The following is a 16,989-nucleotide window of genomic DNA, read 5'->3' as shown; positions in this document are numbered from 1 at the left end:
TGTCCCAGAAGCTTCGCACCCTCGGATTACTCCGAACGCACGTCCTGGTAGCGTACCAGTGGTAGAACACTGGGTTATGTCTGTTGTTTGTCTGCATAACAAATACCGATACGACTTCGTGTCGCAGCCCTCTCAGAACCGCACGTTCACGTAGTTCAACCACCTCAACCAGATTTCTTACCGCCTAGCCACCTACATACCGCTCGTGCGGCAGACCACGGAATCGAAACAGCCACAGAGGCCTTCACTCATGGACAAGAAGCGCTGCTCGCCGGGCAATATGAAAATGCGATCGCCTTGTTTGACCAAGCAATCCATCTCGATACTACCAACGCCCTTTACTATCTCTGGCTAGGCCGTGCGTATGGTCATCAAGCCGAGCAAACAAAAGCCGGGAAACAGTTCTTCTTCGCCCGGCAAGTGCGGAAAAATTTGGAGAAAGCAGTAACCTTAGACCCTGATCTTATTGAAGCGCGCCTTGACCTTCTCACGTACTACCTTCAAGCGCCGGGCCTCCTCGGCGGCGGGATAGAAAAAGCGCAGGCGCAAGCGGAAGAAATTACCAAACGAGATCCCCACAAAGGATCGCTTGCCAAGCAACAGTGCCAGCGTGCAGCAGAAGAACACTCCTCGCTGTTCACTGCGTCACACTAAGAACTCCAGCATATACTGATTCACCAACTCCGGTTGCTCCTGCTGGACCCAGTGGCTACAGCGCGGAATGTATTTGACCTCAAACCGATTGGTGAAATATTCGTCCATGTCATAGGTCAACTCTTTACCAAGGGCGATGTCCTCTTCTCCCCAAATGAGCAAGGTCGGACTGGTGATTTTGGCAAAGTGTCGCTCTCCTTTACGGAGGGTTTCGCGAAAAGCAGCACGGTAATAGTTGATCGCGGCGGTCGCCGCTCCTGGTTTGCGAATCGCTGCGACATACTTCTGTAGCTCGTCATCAGGAAACGCTTCTTTACGAATTGCCATGCCACGAAACGCTTGGTCAACAAAGCGTCGCGCATTCACACGAATGCCAAATTCAGGAAGCCACGGGATCTGAAAGAAGAACATATACCAGCTGCGGCGCAGTTGACGCCAGTTGGAGCGCAGATGCTTTTGGAACGGCCCCGGATGTGGACAGTTCATCACAATCAGTTTTTCAGTCGCTTGCGGGTAATCTGCAGCAAAGGCCCAGGCAATACCACCACCCCAGTCATGACCAACGATGACCGCCTTTTCTTGACCAAACGCCCGGATCAAACTCATCACATCCGCGGTCAGCGTATCAACGCGATAATTGGCGACGCCAACGGGTTTGTCACTCTCATGGTAACCACGGAGGTCTGGCGCAACCACGGTGAAATACTTTGCCAACACCGGGATTTGCTGCCGCCACGAGTACCAGAACTCAGGAAAACCATGAAGCAGAACAAGCAAGGGGCCATCACCTTGTGTGACATAATGTAAACGAACGCCGTTGACATGCGCGAAACCATGTTGCCAGGATTCATTCATAGCGATCAGCTCTCAGTATTCCTCATTTGCATTCATCCTCTTTTTTAGAGTAAGAGAAGCCATGAAGAAAGGAGCTTTCACTATGCAACGGCCACTGCTGTGGGTTAGCTATGGATTGGCTCTTTCCCTGCTGCTGGCATCGGTTTCCCTTGCGCAAGAACGTCCCTACCAACAGGAAATCGCCGCCTGGCGACAGGAACGGGATGGTCGTCTAAAAGCAGATGAGGGTTGGCTCACGATTGCCGGACTCTATTGGCTCAACCAGGGAGACACCACCGTCGGCACCGGGCCAACCAATGACATTGTTCTTCCCCCAGGTTCAGCCCCAGCCTCCGTTGGTGTCTTTTCTCTGCAACAGGGAAAGCTCACGTTCACAGCGGCAACAGGCGCCGAAGTCACCCAACGAGGGAAGCGTACACACACGGCAACGTTGGCGCCAGGCCCCGGCACAGGAGCTGCACCAGATGACGCGCTCTCATTTGGGCGTCTGATCCTGTGGCTCCATAAGAGCGGTGAGCGCTCTGCAATTCGCTTACGAGATACATCCAGTCAACTGCGCCAGGACTTCACAGGGTGTCGCTGGTTTCCAGTTGATCCTTCCTATCGCGTCACTGCACGTTTTGTTCCATATGCAGAGCCGAAGCCGGTGGTTATGGCGAATGTCCTGGGCGACCAGGAGTCGTACACCAGCCCAGGAGTAGTCGAGTTTACCCTCCACGGACAGAAGCTGCGTTTAGAACCTGTGTCGGCAGGGTCGGATCGGTTATTCTTTGTCTTTCGCGATGGAACGAGTGGAGATGAGACCTATGGCGCAGCGCGCTTTCTCACGACCGACAGGCCACAGAATGGAGAGGTGCTGTTAGATTTCAACAAAACAGTCAATCCGCCATGTGCCTATAATCCCTTCACCACCTGCCCACTACCGTCGAAAGAAAATCGCTTGACCGTGCGGATCGAGGCTGGAGAGTTGAATTACCATTGAACTCTCGGGCTCTCGGGCCATCGGGCCAGAGAAAACAACGCTCCGCGCTCCCCTACGATGGCTCGATGACTCAATCGCTCAACGACGCAATTTACGCAAGCATCCCCGCTGCCCGTGCTCGATCCAAGACAATCCGTTCGATGTCGGCAATCGGACCATCGATCATGCGACCACGAAAGGCGACCGCGCCCTTCCCTTCAGCAACAGCCTGTTCAAACGCCGCCACCAGTTCTCGGGCGTAGGCAACGTCTTCTGCACTGGGAGTGTAGACGGCATTCACTGGATCGACTTGATTAGGATGGATACACGCTTTCCCTTCATATCCCAACTCTTTCCCTTGACGCGTCTCATCGGTCAGACCAGCGATGTTGGGTATATCAAGGAACACATTATCAATGGGAACGATACCAGCAGCTTTCGCAGCGATCGCCACTTGGCACCGTGCATGCAAGACAATCCCATCGACCGACGGTCCAGCCTTAATGCCCATTGATGCAGAAAAATCGCCATGCCCAAAAGCAATCCCAGCAATGCGTTTGGTCGCTTTGGCAATCGCAAAGGCATTACCGATGGCTTCGGGTTGTTCGATCAGTGGCAACAGCTTGACTGCACCAATCGTCCGCCCACTGCGATTTTCTGCGAGCGTGACCAACCGATCGACAAACTGGATATTCTCAACACTATTCGTTTTCGGAACAACTAACCCATCCGCCCCAGCTTCAACCATTGTCAAGACATCATCCAGAAACCACGGCGTATCTAATGCATTGATGCGCACGGTGCGTTCGAATTTCTGAAATCCAGCATCGCGCAACACTGCTTTCATCGTCTCACGTGCGGCAGCCTTGCGATCAGGCGCAACCGCATCTTCGAGATCAAAGATCAATGTATCTGCATGTGAGTCTTTGGCTTTAGCGAAGAACTTTTCGCTGCTAGCTGGAACGAACAGTAGGCTGCGACGTAACCGGGACATAAGGCCTCCTTCACGCGTGATGCGTAAAGCGTAACACGTAATACGTAACCACCTCTCCTCCCCTTTTACGTTTTACGCTTTACGTTTTACGCGTCTTAAATGATCCCTTTCTCTTTCAGCTCCGCCAACCGCTCTTTAGGCATTCCCAACTTGCCACAATACACGTCCTCATTGTGTTGCCCCATACGCGTCGGCCCAGGCCAGCGAATCTTTCCTGGGGTGCGCGAAAGCCTAGGAATCACATTCTGCATCTTCACCGGCCCCAGGTCTGGGTCTTGCACGGTCGTCACCGTCTCACGGGCTTGGAAATGCGGGTCGGCAAAAATCCCTGCGATGTCATAAACCGGTGCGGCAGCGCATTCATGCTCATCAAAGATACGCAATGCCTCAACCATCGTATGTTGCGCAATCCAGCCGCTAACAATCGCGTCAACCTCGTCGATATGAGCAACGCGCGCCCGGTTGTCTTTGAACCGCGGGTCGTTGATCAAATCCGGTTGCCCAATGGCATTGAACACCCGTGCGCCCATCGCTTGAGCATTGGCAGACAACGCAATCCACTTACCGTCTTTCGTCTTGTAGATATTGCGAGGTGCTCCGATGGAAGGCACACGGTTGCCGGTGCGCTGCTGGATCACTCCCAGTTGGTCGTAGGTAATCGCTTGATCGCCAAGGATAGTGAAGATCGGTTCTAATACACTGAGGTCAATGTACTGTCCTTTGCCACTTTTATGGTCCCGTTCATACAACGCCATCATCACTGCCCAAGTGCCGAACTGCCCGGCCACTGCATCGGCTAAACCAGTGCCAGGCAGTGTTGGGGGACCATCACTGGGGCCTGTAATATGGGCAAAGCCACTCATCGCTTCGGCCAACGTGCCAAAGCCAGGTTTCTCTTTGTAGGGTCCAGTTTGGCCGAACCCTGAGACGCGCACAAGAATCATGCGCGGGTTGATGGCATGTAACACGTCCCAACCAAGCCCCCACCGTTCCAGAGTGCCGGGGCGAAAATTTTCCGTCACTACGTCAGCATCGGCAATCAATTTCTTAAAGATCTCTGCGCCTTCAGGTTTACCGAGATCTAACGTCACACACTTCTTATTGCGATTGGTAATCTTCCACCACAATGGAATGCCGTTCTTGGTCGCTCCCAGCGACCGCAGACTATCTCCGAGCTTCGGATGCTCGACCTTGATGACCTCTGCACCAAAGTCTCCCATATTCTGCGAAATCGTCGGCGACGCAAACAGAATTGCTGCGTCAACGACCTTGAGCCCTTCGAGTGGTAAGTTACTCATGAATGAATCTCCCTCCTGCGCTCAGCTCTTCACTGCTGCGTTGTAGCGGTTTTCCCAGTGAAGCGCAAAACGGCTCTGCACTAAAGAGGCTCTTCACAGCACCACGGCAAACATGCGAAAAAGGCGCATGCGGTACGTGTCTTGCCAATCCGATAATCCACCACAGTTTCGCTTCTGTGGAATCTGCGGCACAGCGCTCACCAACGTCGCCCGATGCCATCTGACCGTTATGTTTTGCGAAGTCGCCGGGGCCGCCGCTCTCGCGGCCCAACTCGACCCAGAGGATTGGCACGATGTTATCACCATTTATCAAGAGGCCTGTTCAGCAATCGTGCAGCGCTTCTCCGGTTACATCGCCCGGCAAGTGGGCGAGAGCTTACTTGTGTACTTCGGCTACCCTCAGCCTCACGATGAAGCCCCACAACAAGCTGTACACGCAGGGCTCGCATTGATCGCTGTGCTACCAGGTGTCAATGCACGCATACAAGACACGCTCGGGTCTCAACTGACAACACCGTTGCAAATTCGTATCGGGATTCACACCGGCATAGCTGTCGTGGGAGAAATGGGCAACAAGGACTACACTGAATCAACTGCCTTAGGCGAAACGTTGAATATTGCCGCTCGCTTTATGACCCTTGCGGCTGCCAATGCTCTTGTGATCGGTGAGCACACGTATCGTCTTGTTCACGATCAATTTACCTGTGTAAGCCGTGGCACCCATAGCCTGAAAGGCATCTCCACCCCCGTCCTCATTTATCAGGTCACCGCCACCCGTAACGCTTAAGTTTCCTTCCTGGCATTGCCCTCGCCGATCATCCACTCTCCCCCCGGTTTCACCTGATACAGCTCCAGTAACACACCGTCCGGCGCTTCGCACATGATGTAACGAAACGCAGGATCTTCAGTAATATCTTTACGAAATGTCACTCCGTGTGCTTTCAGGTGCGACACCAATGCGTCAAGATCATCGGTACGAAGACCAATATGGTTGACAAGCCCACGGTCAGCGCTGCGTGGTCGCTGGTCATAAACGTGCATCGCATGGCCACCGATGTCGATCCGGACGTTGCGTTGCCCGACCAGTGAGGCATCATACACCACGCGGGCACCAAACATCACACGATAGAACTCGATCGTCTTATCAATGTCCGACGAGAAAATATGCACATGGTCAAGGCAAATCATGACGTGGCCGTCCCTTTCTGTTTCTGAAAGACCGAGACCAACGGATTCTGCAGTAACAACTTCCCTGCAGAACGCAACGCCGTCTCTAATGCCCCAGAAGAACCACGACTCAAGAGCACGCCGCCTTCGTCCAAAACACGGATGATTTCCGTAACCGTACGTGCAAAGGTCTCGTGCGTCATGGGAATCTCATGCATAAACACATTGCCAACATACACGACCTGGATCGATCGATCCGGTAAGGCATGAAGATCACTCATAGTGCCATGATGCAGCCGAATCCGTTCAGACAACTGCGCATCCTCCCGAGCCCATACCGTTAATGTCTGCGCCGCTTCCACGACCTGTTCTCTGATCCACTCATATCCATGCACCTGAGTCAGCGAAAACACCTGAAGCAAATCGTAAGGCTCTAAGGCATTCATCCCAAAGCCCAGACACAATCCCTGCGGGCGCGGATGAGCATGGACGATAGCCAGGAGGTCAATCTGCGTCAGCGCCTGTACCAGCCCGATCGCTTGGGTCAGCGCCTCCGCAACCCGTCCGCCGATGCTATCTCGCAGGCCAGGAAATTCACTTAATGTGGTAAACGCAGGATCCTCTCGCCACGGCGCCGCGGCTTCCGTGTACAGCGGACCTGCGATGAAGGCTTGCCAAGGTTGCATAGTTTCACTCACCTTTCGCATTCCGCCCCTTGCACTTTCTCACGAAAACAGGAAAGGTCTCCATTTCGGAATTGAGGTAAGGGTGGGTACCTTGATGAAATTGCAAAAAAAGTAGTAGAAACTTCTCTCCATTTCAATAGACCTTCCTCAGGATGGCACCGTGGAGGATCACATGACAAAAACGATTACCCTGTGTAGCGGGAAAGGTGGGGTCGGAAAAACGGTTCTGGCTTCGAGCCTTGCTCGGATCATTCAACAAGAAGAGCATGCCAATGTCTTATTACTCGATTTGGACCCATCAGTCCAAGGACTGACGCTCCTTCTGTTTCAGAATAAGTATGAGTTGGACCATGTACCGCTGTCATTCGCCGAATATCTTGCTGGTGGTGAAGCAGTCGAAAAAGATTTGCTGGAGGCTTTACACAAATCAGTGAACAGCGACGGGCATGCGGGTCCGCTCTATGCGCTCTATCGACGAGCCGAAGGCGTCTTCGCTGTCCCGTTCTCTACCGAGAGTGAGCGGCCTGATTGGACACAATTTAGCCAGCTCGATTTCGATGTGGTAAGCGCCAAGTTGCAAAAGCTGATAGAGGCAGCCACAGACGCATTGAAACTCGACTATGTCATCATCGACACACAAGCTGGACCAGGAAGTTTGATTTTTGCCGCCGCGACTCTGAGTGATGTCAATCTCATTTTGCTCGAAGAAGACGATATTAGCTGGCGCACGGCGTTGAACCTCCTCGTGGAGATTTCTGATCTCAATAAACGGCTCCAGCGTCGCTCGCGGAGCTATTTCCTGGCGAATAAAGCCAGTGCAGAACTCGTGGATACCGCAGGCAAACTCAAAGCCTTCTCATTCCTCTCCCCACTCCCCTATGACGCCTGGATGCAGAAGCTCTTTGCCAAAGCCACCTCGGCTGTCCTGGAAAAAGAGTTCGAAAATACGGACTTCTTTCGTCAGGTACGAACGCGGGTGTGGCACGACATCGCCGGGCTCTTTGGCATGAGCAAGCAACCAGTGAAAGATAGCTTCAAATTTGGGGCACTTTTCCGTCGGCAAAACGGGAAATCCGCACATCATCCGATTATCGAAACCAATGGCGTAGCCCCTTCATCCACGGAGGCAAAAGCCAACAAAGAGGCAACTGTCAACCCGCCGAAAGAAGCGACTCCTGATAAAGCCCAAGAGAAGACTGACAAACCGCAAACGCCCCAGGGAAACGCGCAGCCTCCGCCTCCACCACAAAAGTCATCCGGTAACGCGCGGGAAGGGAAACGGTAATTCACAGCACGGACGATTGAGCATGGGAGGGTGGTCGCCGGTTCTCCCTTTCCCCCGCCCTCCCGTTCTTTTTTTCATCACAGCGGTGTCACCAACAGCGACGACACCTTACACGTATCAGCAACGACAATCTTTTCTCTGAACTTTGCTACGCCATCTTCAAAGACGACCTTGTCACGATACGCTCCGGCACTGTACATCTCCGTTGCGCCATACTGCACCGCGTCCGCTGCGGTCCGGAAGACAACATAATTCGCACGCACCGACCAGATGCCGTGCTCTTCTCCGATAACGCGGATACTGCTGACGATATGACGATAAAAGTGCGCAGCAAACAGGTTTGCCTTGCGATGTGCGGTCACGCGATCCAGCAACATCCCCTGGCTATCGCAGAACATAATCGCGATCGGCAAATTGAGGTCGGCATTCTCACGCGGCACAACTTTATAGAGACACTGCGAGGCAAATAACGTCGGCCACCGTTCCAAACCGTCGTCATCGATGCAATGGACATACTCGTGCATGAGGTCTTCGATTGCTTGGCGGATTTCTGGTGTAATCATTCACGTTCTCCCCTGAATCGCAACACGAGGTGTTCGTACGCCCTACACACCAGCCCTCCGAAGATGTCATTCTGAACGCAGTGAAGAATCTCTCTGCAAGATCCTTCATTTCACTCAGGGTGACAAAATGAAGGGCGTCTTCTTCTGATGCGATTAGAGATGCATCACTTCTCGATAATGCTGCCAAAACCCGCGAATCGCACTCTCAGTGAGAAGGTTTTCCTCACTCTCCATAGTTCGTCCGCCAAATTCAATAAATGACGTCGCGTTCTGGTCGCGCACGATGGCCTGTTGCACCAGTTCAGCCGCATGGCCATCCTCCATAGAAATATATCCCGCTGGTCCCACGAAGTTCGCTTGCTTGAGACGAATCGCTCGCAGCTCGGCGTCGTCATCTTCATAGCCAAAGAAGGTAAACAACAGCTCGAACTCATCAGCTTTCTTCGGCAGAATATGCCGCGTCGCGAGTGTGTTCTGGATTTGCTGTACCACCAGGCAAGGAAAGATCGATTGGATATGGTTGGTCAGCTCGACTTCAAACTCTTTACGTGTCGTCAGTAACGACGGATCAGCAAGAGTGTATTGCTCTTGGTAGGTACGGATGTCTTTGCCGCGATAGGCTTCTCGCTCCTGGGCTTCAGAGATGCGGTAGGCACGCAGCATGTCGTGCCGTTTCGTGTCATCCATAGTGACCCCACCTCCCATCGCTGCGCGATAAATACCAAAGGTCGTATGAAAGAGATGGAGAAGGCTCGCGTGATACGGGTCACGGGTATTTTCAGCGTATAACTTCCAGTTTGCATGAATGTATTGGCGAGCGTATCCCAGTACCTGGACTGGGCGACGAAAGAGGCGATCGAGCCAGTGGCGCATATCTGGTCCGAGGTAGGACGCAAGCGTTTCAATCTCTTCAGCAAATGAAGCAAAAATCAGCCCCTGATAGGTCTCTACTCGTAGCTTGCGTAGCCCATGCTCAGCGGGTTGAAAGTCGGTTGGGTATCCGCCCTTCCCGCCGACACCACCACGAAATGGGACCCCAACGAGGTTGCCTTGCAGATCGTACGTCCATTGATGATACACGCATTGATGGCGTACACGGTTTCCCCGTGGTTCGCGACAGACAATCGCGCCACGATGGGCACAGCGATTAACAAAGCCACGGAGCGTGCCGTCCTTCTCGCGAGTAATCACAATGGGCGTGTCACCAACGAAGGTCGCTTTGAAGTCTGCGGCGTTGGGCACCTCAGCTTCTAAGCCCACATAGTTCCAGGTAGGGCCACGAAAAATCCGTTCTTGCTCTTGGGCGTAAATGGCGGGATCAAAAAAGGCGCGATACGGAATCCGTGTAACACCCTCAACAGGCCACGGGTGAGGAGCAATCGATTCAGCTAAGGCGGTACTCATATTGACCCTCCTTCTGAGCTTGCAACTCTTGACGCAACCCCATCGCTAGACAAAACTGCGGTTATCATAGCACGAAAAAGGACGAGCTTTATGAGGGTGCTGGAGAAAATTCGTTTGGATGACAAGGTCGCTATAGTCACGGGTGCCGGTCGAGGATTGGGACGTGAGATGGCCCTCGCGTTAGCCGAGGCTGGGGCAGATATTGTCGCTGCAGCGCGGACGCAGTCTCAAATCGATGAAACTGCACAACTGGTACGCACCAAGGGTCGTCGTTGTCTGACCGTCCAGACCGATGTCACTGACTCAGCGTCAGTGAATCGCATGGTCGAAGCAACTATTGCTGAGTTTGGTAAGATCGATATCTTGGTAAATAACGCTGGCGGAGCAACACGCGGCTGGAACAAGCCACTCGAAACGCTCAGCGATGAGATTTGGCATAATGGCATCAGTCTCAATATCACCAGCACCTTCTATTGCTGCCGTGCCGTTTTGCCGCACATGCTCAAACACGGCGGAGGCAAAATCATCAATGTCACTTCGGGTTTGGGCGTACGTGCGTCGCGTTACAATTTCATGTACTCGACCGCTAAAGCTGGGATGATCAATTTCACCCGTGCTTTGGCAATGAATTATGCCGACAAAAACATTCAAGCAACGCTCATTCTTCCGGGCATTTTCCCGCACGACGACCCGGAGATGATGGCGTTCTGGCAAGGCGGAAAGTTCATTCCGGTAGGTCGTACGGGGAAAGACGATGAACTTGGCCCGGCTTGCGTGTTTCTTGCCTCCGATGTGTCGAACTATATGAATGGCGAAATGATCGCCCTTGAAGGTGGCGGTCTCGCTGGCGGTGAGGTCCCGACAGGCTTCGCGCCGATTGTTCCACTCCCAGAAGGAGCGCAATCATGAGCTTGGAGTCATTCTCACTGGCAGGGAAAACCGCCTTAGTTGTGGGCGCCCATACAGCCCTGGGGCGAGCTGCGGCAATCGCCTTAGCAGAGGCTGGAGCGGACGTGGTAGTGACTACAACATCGCTGAACAGTCGAGAGAGTGAGAGGCTTTCTGCATGTGCAGAGGTAATTCGCTCCCTCACACGCAAAAGTATTACCCATACGTTGGATTCCACCAACGAGGCTGACGTTGCTTCGATCCTGCAACAGACGGTGTCTGAGTTTGATAAGTTGGATATCCTCGTCAACGCACCGGACTTACCCTTTGCCAAACCACTGGCACAAATATCACTTGCAGAGTGGCAACGCGTTCTCAATGAGAACCTCACCAGTGTCTATCTCACCTGTCGCGCAGCGAGTCCGACCATGCTTGCACAACAATCTGGGCGTATCATCAATATCGTTTCAGTTCTCGGCGAGCGCGGCATGGCTAATGGGAGTGCGTACTGTGCTGCCCAAGCCGGAGTGTTGAATCTCACTCGTGCGCTGTCATTGGAATGGGCTCGGAATGGCATTACCGTCAACGCCATCGGTGCGGGCTGGGCAGAAGGCATGGGCATGATTGCCGATGAGCAGCTCAAACAGCAGCTTGCCCGCTATGTTCCCAACAAACGGTTAGCCCAGCCCCATGAGATCAGCGATGCAGTTGTCTATCTGGCTTCTGACTCAACTGGCTTTATTACTGGACAAACGATTTGGCTTGAGGGGGGAGTACTAAGCAGGCTATAGGCTATAGATTTCAGGCTGTAGGGAAAAGAAAGGCTGAAGGTCGAAAGCTGCAGGGAAAAAAGTTGTTATCAGTTTTGTCGGGTGGGCATTGCCCACCTTTTTACTTCACTAACGGTCCAAAGAATTCGTTCACTTGCTGCAACACGAAATCCGGTCGCTCCTCGGCAACGAAATGCCCACACCGTTCAATCACTCCTCCGTGCACATCATCAGCGACGCGTTTCCACAGTGGCAGCACATCCCCCATAAAACGCTCACCTCCCCACGCACGGACTGGCATGGTCAATTTCTTCGTGCAACCAGTAAAGTTCACCACATCCTCCTCCAATGCCGCACGATAGTAATGGAACCCTGCACGCAACGCGCCAGGCTGTGAATACGTCCGCACGTATTCAGCCAGTTCTTCGCGGGTGAAAAAGCCAGGTGTGTAGCAGGCAACGTTACACATACGGTCGAGGTAGAGTTCAACATGATCTTTCACTAGCAGTTCGGCAAGGTCGGGATTGCCACCATGAAAGAACACATGCCACAGTCGCCGAATGCCACTCAGCGGAATCTGTTCACCTGCGCGCGCAAACCCTGGTGTCGATTCAAGAATCAACAACCGCTCGATCAGCTCAGGATGATCATAGGCCAGATAGTACGCGACCGTGCCACCCCAATCATGTCCAGTGAGGCCGATCTTGTCATACCCCAAGCTGCGGACAAGCTGAAAGACGTCATCAGCCAGCGTTCGTTTGTCGTAACCAGTAAGAGGCTTTTCACTGTCGCCAAGTCCACGCAGGTCTGGCGCAATAATTGTGAAGCGTTGAGCCAGCGTTGGAATCACCTTGCGCCACTCGTACCACGTCTGCGGCCAGCCGTGCAGCAACACTAGTGGGTAGCCAGCACCAGCGGTGACGTAATGCATTCGAAAGCCATTCACCATTTTCACGTGATGCGCCCAGGGCTCGGACATAACGCCTCCCTCTTTTGTGTGTGACTTGCGGAGGGTATATGAACAGTGAACGTGGGGCCAGGGGTCAGAAGCTTTCAAGAGGAGGTTTTTCCTATGAGAAGAGACGAGACGTCATTCCCGCGCAAGCGGGAATCCAGGAGGAATCACCACAAGCGACTGCGTGAAGATCCTGGATTCCGGGTCTCGCGGTGCTCGCCCGGAATAACGGCAAGGCCAATCTGCTACCTATTTGATGCGCTCAATACTAAGAGCAGGAAGCCGGAATAGGGAACCCGATAGCAACTGCCCCCTGGCCCCTGACTCCTGACCCCAGAAAGGAAAAGTTATGTCACAGCCACAAGACAAACATGCGATCTACGAACGTGCACAATTTGGCCACCGGCTAGGCTATGGCAAACGGCCAGCCATTGTCGTCATTGACTTTCAGTTGGGATTCACCAAACCAGAGATCTCACCGCTCGCGGGCAATCTCGATGCTGAAGTTGCCGCAACCAACACATTGATCGCTGCTGCACGTAAGAAGAACATTCCTGTCATCTTCACAGTTGTAGGGTATGATCCGCATCGGCAAGATGACGCAGGGCTGTGGCCAGAGAAAGTTCCCTCACTACGCTTATTGAAACTCGGCAGCGAATTAGTCGACCTCGACCCCCGACTCGATCATAAACCTGAAGATCTCGTGATTGTGAAGAAATATGCCTCTGGATTCTTCGGCACGTACCTCGCCTCAACCCTGACAGGGAAAGCCGTCGACACCGTAATCGTCACAGGCTGTACCACCAGCGGTTGCGTTCGTGCCACAGTGATGGACGCATTGTCACACGGCTTCCGTCCGATCGTTCCTCTCGAAGCGATCGGTGACCGCGCGCAAGAACCCCATGAAGCGAACGTCTTTGACATTGGCGCAAAGTATGGGGATGTAGTGGCCACGAGTGAGGTATTGGAGTATCTGGAAAAACTGTAAGGCTCTGTTCTTCATAACCGTGCTCAGTTAAAACGGCTCTCGCATCACAATTTCGTCGCGGGGGGAAGGAATCAGGATGTTGCGTCTGACTCATATATTGTCGCTTGCTATCGCCACACTTTTAACGTTGCCAAGCTGTTCACACAGCAGTAACCCAGAACCGAAAGGAGGTCCTGTGCTCGTTTTATCAACGTCGATGGGAGACATTAAAATTGCTCTCTATGAGAAAGAAGCGCCGGAGACAGTGAAGAATTTTCTCGCCTATGTCAATGACAAGTTTTACGATGGAACGGTTTTTCATCGCGTTATTCCTGGCTTTATGATTCAAGGTGGCGGCTTTACTCCAGACATGCAACAAAAACCAACCAAGTCACCAGTAAAGAATGAAGCCGCTAATGGGCTGAAGAATGAAGTCGGTACGCTCGCAATGGCACGCACGCCGGACCCGCACAGTGCAACCGCGCAGTTCTTTATCAATGTCAAAAACAATGACTTCCTCGACTATAAAGACAGCTCCATGCAAGGCTTTGGTTATTGTGTGTTCGGCAAAGTGGTGGAAGGCATGGACATTGTTCGCAAGATTGAACTGGTAAAAACGGCCAACAAAGGCGGGCACCAAAACGTACCCATCGACGCCATCACTATTAACTCTGTTTCAGTCGTTCCTGATGGGAAATAATTGTATCCCGTTCTGCGAAGGAGGAAGCATATGCGTGTATCGTGGTCGTTCATTGTCATCATTGCTACACTAGTGGGGACTTTTATCTTCGCCACTCCTCAGCAAAGTTCCGCGCTCTCATCGGATCAACAAAAGGCCCTCGACTCTGCGAAGTACGCTTATATTCAGAGCACCCGTAAAGATGGCAAGCTCGGGAAGTCGGCAGAAATCTGGTTTCTCCATCATCAGGGCGCGGTATGGGTCTGCTCACCGAATACCACCCATCGAGTGAAACGTATCCAAGCCGGTCAAACCAAAGCCAAAGTTGCGATCGGTAAGCCTGATGGTCCGTCGTTTAATGCCAAGGGTTTACTTGTCAAAGATGAGGCAATCAACAAAGTGATGTTCGAGTTCTTTGCCAAAAAGTACGCCGACGGTTGGTCATCGTACGAGAAGCAATTCAAAGATGGTCTCGCAAACGGTTCACGTACGCTGATTAAGTATGAGGCGGAATAGTACGCAATACCTTGCAGACAACCCGTAACACGGAATATACAACACGTGAAACGTGGAACGTGATACATAAAGAAGGAGGTAGTATGAATCTCACATTTGCCAAAGAATGGGTTGGTTGTTTTAACTCCGGGAGCCTAGACAAACTCTTTGCCATGTATGCAGATGACGTCCAGTTCGAGGACATCACCTTCTCTCACAAATGTAATGGCCTCGCCGAACTCAAGAAGTTCTTTGGTGCTCTGGCTTCACCGAATGCTGGCGAGAACATCTTTACCGCCACAGCCTATGTCGGCGACAGCAACGGCGGCACGATCGAGTGGACATGGCAAGCAAAACACGCCGCCGATTTTCTCGGTATCCCGGCTAAAGGAAAAGAAACGAACGTCCGTGGCGTTTCGGTCATGACCTTTCGTAGTGGCAAGGTCGCGATTCAGCATGACTACTGGGATGCCAATACCGCGATCCAGCAGTTGAAAAAATAAAATCCCGCTCAACGGTCTTTCACAAAAGTTTTTGCTGACCTCTCACGCGAATGCTCCCAGCGTGGGAGGTCGACCAGTGGTCATGCTGATACTCCACAGTTGCAAAAGACCCTGAAACTGGCCAATTCTTCTTCCGCTTCTATCGGTCGGTCCTGATTTTCACCTAGAAAAATCCTCCCTCTGAAAGCTCTTCGTTCCTTCGCTCGTCGCGTAAGCGGCCTGCTTCCATTATGACCACTGGCGTCTACGTCGCGAGCGGCGAAGTCCGACTACTTCTCGTAGGTGCATATGCCACGTACTTTTGTATCGTTTCATTCCTTGCCAGCGTGGCCACTCTGTATCCTCTTCGTACTGAGTAGCCTCGCAGGAACCTTGGGCTGCCGTCACACTTCCGAAGAGCACTCCGTCTCTAAGCTGGTCTTCAAACATCCACGGTTGCTAAGCGACGAAGAGCCACTGCGTACCTTGCTTGATCAATTCCGCGCGGCCCACCCCGGAGTGCAGCTTGAGGAAGAAATCCTCCCGTCGTCTTCCGATCAGCAGCGTCTTTTCTATGTCACCAATCTTGAAGCAAACGCTTCTGACTTTGACGTCTTTGCTCTCGACGTCGTCTGGATTCCCGAGTTTGCCCGCGCCGGCTGGTTACACGACCTGACACCGAGACTTGGACCTACTGGGCTAACGGACTTCATCGCCAGTCCTGTGGCCGCAGCCACCCAAGGCGGTCGCGTATACGCTGTTCCCTGGTTTGTCGACGGTGGCGTGTTGTATTACCGTCGCGACTTGTTAGACAAGTACGGTCTTGCCCCACCGCGGCAAATTTACACCACGCCAGTAGATCTCGTCGTCGCGCAACTGGTAGGGAACCCGCCGATCAACCTCGTCGCTACAGAGCGACGAGAGCACAGCTTGGTGCTCTGTGACGGGAGCGAGATCCCCATTCCACAGCAATATACCGAACGCTTTGTGACAATGCCAAGGCACCTTCAGCTCGGCATATGGTAGGACATGAGTTTGAGGGTCATTGTGACCGATAACAGAAATCATCTGTTCTGTGGGGCTGGGGATGTTGCTGCCAGGTCGTCGAGCAACGCCTTCGCTTCTTGCAGGTCTGTGGTAGCAAAGCCTTCGGTGAACCAGTGGTAGATGTCGGACAACATATTGTGTGCTTCGGCGAGTCGCGTACGTATTACATGGTGCGTGTTGCGCAGTGCGTAATCCTGGGCTTGCTGTTGTCGCAGGCGGACAAGGCTCATGGTGGCGCGGAGTTCGAGGGATTTAGCTTGCTGTGTGTGAGCAATCTCAATAGCTTTGAGAAAATACCCTGTGGCCTCTTCTTCGACTTTGGACTTTGGACTTTGGATTTTGGACTGCAGCGTTAGCGTTCCTTTCAGCCGATAAATTTCTGCCTCGTAATATCGCTCACCAGTACGTGCGACATGCCGCAACGCTGCTTCAAGCTCAATCAATCCTTCCTCGGGCTGACCATTCAGTGCGTACGCCTCAGCTAGTAGCGCCAGATGACGCGATCGCTCCAGCTGTGTTCCCGCGGCTTCACACATCGTAAGGCCTTCACGGATCTGCGTGACTCCTGTTGTGGGTTGTCCTTGTTGGGCCGAGATCCACCCTTGCGTGATCAGCTCACGCGCTCTGCCTTCACGAAAATCTTGCTCATTGCTGAGGCGGCGGTGTGTATCCATATACACTTGGAGCAGCGGTAACTCGCGGGTGCCGTAAAGTAAGCGGTGATTGAACGGCGTTCTTTCCTCACACGAAGAGAGGTGCAAGATGAGCACACCCGGTCGAGAAACAGAGCGGGAATTTGTGACTCTCTATAGAGGAGGAAGGTATGCAGCTGAGTAGTA

20 protein-coding genes are annotated in these 16,989 nt (G+C 52.9%); 11 read left to right on the top strand and 9 right to left on the bottom strand.

Annotation, left to right across the window (positions count from 1 at the left end):
• Nucleotides 1–102: 102 nt before the first annotated feature.
• Nucleotides 103–654 carry a tetratricopeptide repeat protein gene (locus FJ147_20975; GenBank protein MBM4258357.1) on the top strand — a complete coding sequence of 184 codons (552 nt, stop codon included), beginning with the start codon at nucleotides 103–105 and terminating at the stop codon, nucleotides 652–654.
• Here FJ147_20975 and FJ147_20970 read toward each other — a convergent pair.
• Nucleotides 646–1,509 carry an alpha/beta hydrolase gene (locus FJ147_20970; protein ID MBM4258356.1) on the bottom strand — a complete coding sequence of 288 codons (864 nt, stop codon included), beginning with the start codon at nucleotides 1,507–1,509 and terminating at the stop codon, nucleotides 646–648. The genes FJ147_20975 and FJ147_20970 overlap by 9 nt on opposite strands.
• 61 nt (nucleotides 1,510–1,570) lie before the next feature.
• Between FJ147_20970 and FJ147_20965 the strand changes: the two genes are divergently transcribed.
• The gene (locus tag FJ147_20965; protein ID MBM4258355.1) at nucleotides 1,571–2,491 is read left to right on the top strand and encodes a DUF1684 domain-containing protein; all 921 of its coding nucleotides are present in this window, start codon (nucleotides 1,571–1,573) and stop codon (nucleotides 2,489–2,491) included.
• A 91-nt stretch (nucleotides 2,492–2,582) separates the two neighbouring features.
• Here FJ147_20965 and FJ147_20960 read toward each other — a convergent pair whose 3' ends face one another.
• A complete protein-coding gene (locus tag FJ147_20960) occupies nucleotides 2,583–3,464 on the bottom strand; it encodes a CoA ester lyase (protein MBM4258354.1) in 882 nt (293 codons plus the stop codon).
• Between the two features lie 95 nt (nucleotides 3,465–3,559).
• Nucleotides 3,560–4,762, bottom strand: a complete 1,203-nt coding sequence (locus FJ147_20955; protein MBM4258353.1) for a CoA transferase — start codon at nucleotides 4,760–4,762, stop codon at nucleotides 3,560–3,562.
• Between the two features lie 112 nt (nucleotides 4,763–4,874).
• Between FJ147_20955 and FJ147_20950 the strand changes: the two genes are divergently transcribed.
• Nucleotides 4,875–5,549 (top strand): hypothetical protein, encoded by a 675-nt coding sequence (locus FJ147_20950; GenBank protein MBM4258352.1) that lies wholly within the window; start codon nucleotides 4,875–4,877, stop codon nucleotides 5,547–5,549.
• Here the strand turns inward: FJ147_20950 and FJ147_20945 are convergent.
• Complete coding sequence (locus FJ147_20945) at nucleotides 5,546–5,950, bottom strand: VOC family protein (GenBank protein MBM4258351.1); 405 nt, start codon at nucleotides 5,948–5,950, stop codon at nucleotides 5,546–5,548. The genes FJ147_20950 and FJ147_20945 overlap by 4 nt on opposite strands.
• Complete coding sequence (locus FJ147_20940) at nucleotides 5,947–6,636, bottom strand: class I SAM-dependent methyltransferase (GenBank protein MBM4258350.1); 690 nt, start codon at nucleotides 6,634–6,636, stop codon at nucleotides 5,947–5,949. The genes FJ147_20945 and FJ147_20940 overlap by 4 nt, the downstream gene beginning before the upstream one ends.
• Nucleotides 6,637–6,787: 151 nt before the next feature.
• Here FJ147_20940 and FJ147_20935 point away from each other — a divergent pair, with 151 nt between their 5' ends.
• Complete coding sequence (locus tag FJ147_20935) at nucleotides 6,788–7,900, top strand: ParA family protein (GenBank protein ID MBM4258349.1); 1,113 nt, start codon at nucleotides 6,788–6,790, stop codon at nucleotides 7,898–7,900.
• A 77-nt stretch (nucleotides 7,901–7,977) separates the two neighbouring features.
• On the opposite strand, the gene FJ147_20930 is transcribed toward FJ147_20935, so the two are convergent.
• Both FJ147_20930 and FJ147_20925 read right to left on the bottom strand, forming a co-directional pair.
• On the bottom strand, nucleotides 7,978–8,463 hold the full coding sequence (locus FJ147_20930) for an aromatic-ring-hydroxylating dioxygenase subunit beta (GenBank protein MBM4258348.1): 486 nt from the start codon (nucleotides 8,461–8,463) through the stop codon (nucleotides 7,978–7,980).
• Nucleotides 8,464–8,616: 153 nt separating this feature from the next.
• Nucleotides 8,617–9,867 (bottom strand): Rieske 2Fe-2S domain-containing protein, encoded by a 1,251-nt coding sequence (locus FJ147_20925; GenBank protein ID MBM4258347.1) that lies wholly within the window; start codon nucleotides 9,865–9,867, stop codon nucleotides 8,617–8,619.
• Between the two features lie 90 nt (nucleotides 9,868–9,957).
• Here FJ147_20925 and FJ147_20920 point away from each other — a divergent pair, with 90 nt between their 5' ends.
• Complete coding sequence (locus tag FJ147_20920) at nucleotides 9,958–10,776, top strand: SDR family oxidoreductase (GenBank protein MBM4258346.1); 819 nt, start codon at nucleotides 9,958–9,960, stop codon at nucleotides 10,774–10,776.
• Entirely contained in the window at nucleotides 10,773–11,546 is a 774-nt protein-coding gene (locus FJ147_20915; GenBank protein MBM4258345.1) for an SDR family oxidoreductase, read from the top strand. The genes FJ147_20920 and FJ147_20915 overlap by 4 nt, the downstream gene beginning before the upstream one ends.
• A gap of 100 nt (nucleotides 11,547–11,646) precedes the next feature.
• Here the strand turns inward: FJ147_20915 and FJ147_20910 are convergent, their stop codons facing one another.
• On the bottom strand, nucleotides 11,647–12,504 hold the full coding sequence (locus FJ147_20910) for an alpha/beta hydrolase (protein ID MBM4258344.1): 858 nt from the start codon (nucleotides 12,502–12,504) through the stop codon (nucleotides 11,647–11,649).
• A 325-nt stretch (nucleotides 12,505–12,829) separates the two neighbouring features.
• Between FJ147_20910 and FJ147_20905 the strand changes: the two genes are divergently transcribed.
• The 5 genes from FJ147_20905 (at nucleotide 12,830) to FJ147_20885 (ending at nucleotide 16,129) form a co-directional block, all read left to right on the top strand.
• Complete coding sequence (locus FJ147_20905) at nucleotides 12,830–13,468, top strand: isochorismatase family protein (GenBank protein ID MBM4258343.1); 639 nt, start codon at nucleotides 12,830–12,832, stop codon at nucleotides 13,466–13,468.
• A 76-nt stretch (nucleotides 13,469–13,544) separates the two neighbouring features.
• A complete protein-coding gene (locus tag FJ147_20900; GenBank protein ID MBM4258342.1) occupies nucleotides 13,545–14,147 on the top strand; it encodes a peptidyl-prolyl cis-trans isomerase in 603 nt (200 codons plus the stop codon).
• 30 nt (nucleotides 14,148–14,177) lie between these two features.
• The gene (locus FJ147_20895) at nucleotides 14,178–14,642 is read left to right on the top strand and encodes a hypothetical protein (protein ID MBM4258341.1); all 465 of its coding nucleotides are present in this window, start codon (nucleotides 14,178–14,180) and stop codon (nucleotides 14,640–14,642) included.
• 83 nt (nucleotides 14,643–14,725) lie between these two features.
• The gene (locus tag FJ147_20890) at nucleotides 14,726–15,124 is read left to right on the top strand and encodes a hypothetical protein (GenBank protein MBM4258340.1); all 399 of its coding nucleotides are present in this window, start codon (nucleotides 14,726–14,728) and stop codon (nucleotides 15,122–15,124) included.
• A 288-nt stretch (nucleotides 15,125–15,412) separates the two neighbouring features.
• Nucleotides 15,413–16,129, top strand: a complete 717-nt coding sequence (locus tag FJ147_20885) for an extracellular solute-binding protein (GenBank protein MBM4258339.1) — start codon at nucleotides 15,413–15,415, stop codon at nucleotides 16,127–16,129.
• A gap of 38 nt (nucleotides 16,130–16,167) precedes the next feature.
• Here FJ147_20885 and FJ147_20880 read toward each other — a convergent pair whose 3' ends face one another.
• On the bottom strand, nucleotides 16,168–16,824 hold the full coding sequence (locus tag FJ147_20880) for a hypothetical protein (GenBank protein ID MBM4258338.1): 657 nt from the start codon (nucleotides 16,822–16,824) through the stop codon (nucleotides 16,168–16,170).
• Nucleotides 16,825–16,989 lie beyond the last annotated feature (165 nt).

It is taken from the genome of Deltaproteobacteria bacterium (assembly GCA_016874775.1).
Lineage (GTDB): Bacteria > Desulfobacterota > Binatia > Bin18 > Bin18 > VGTJ01.
The sequence above is the reverse complement of the archived record's forward strand: the minus strand, read 5'-3'. Positions and strand labels throughout refer to the sequence as shown.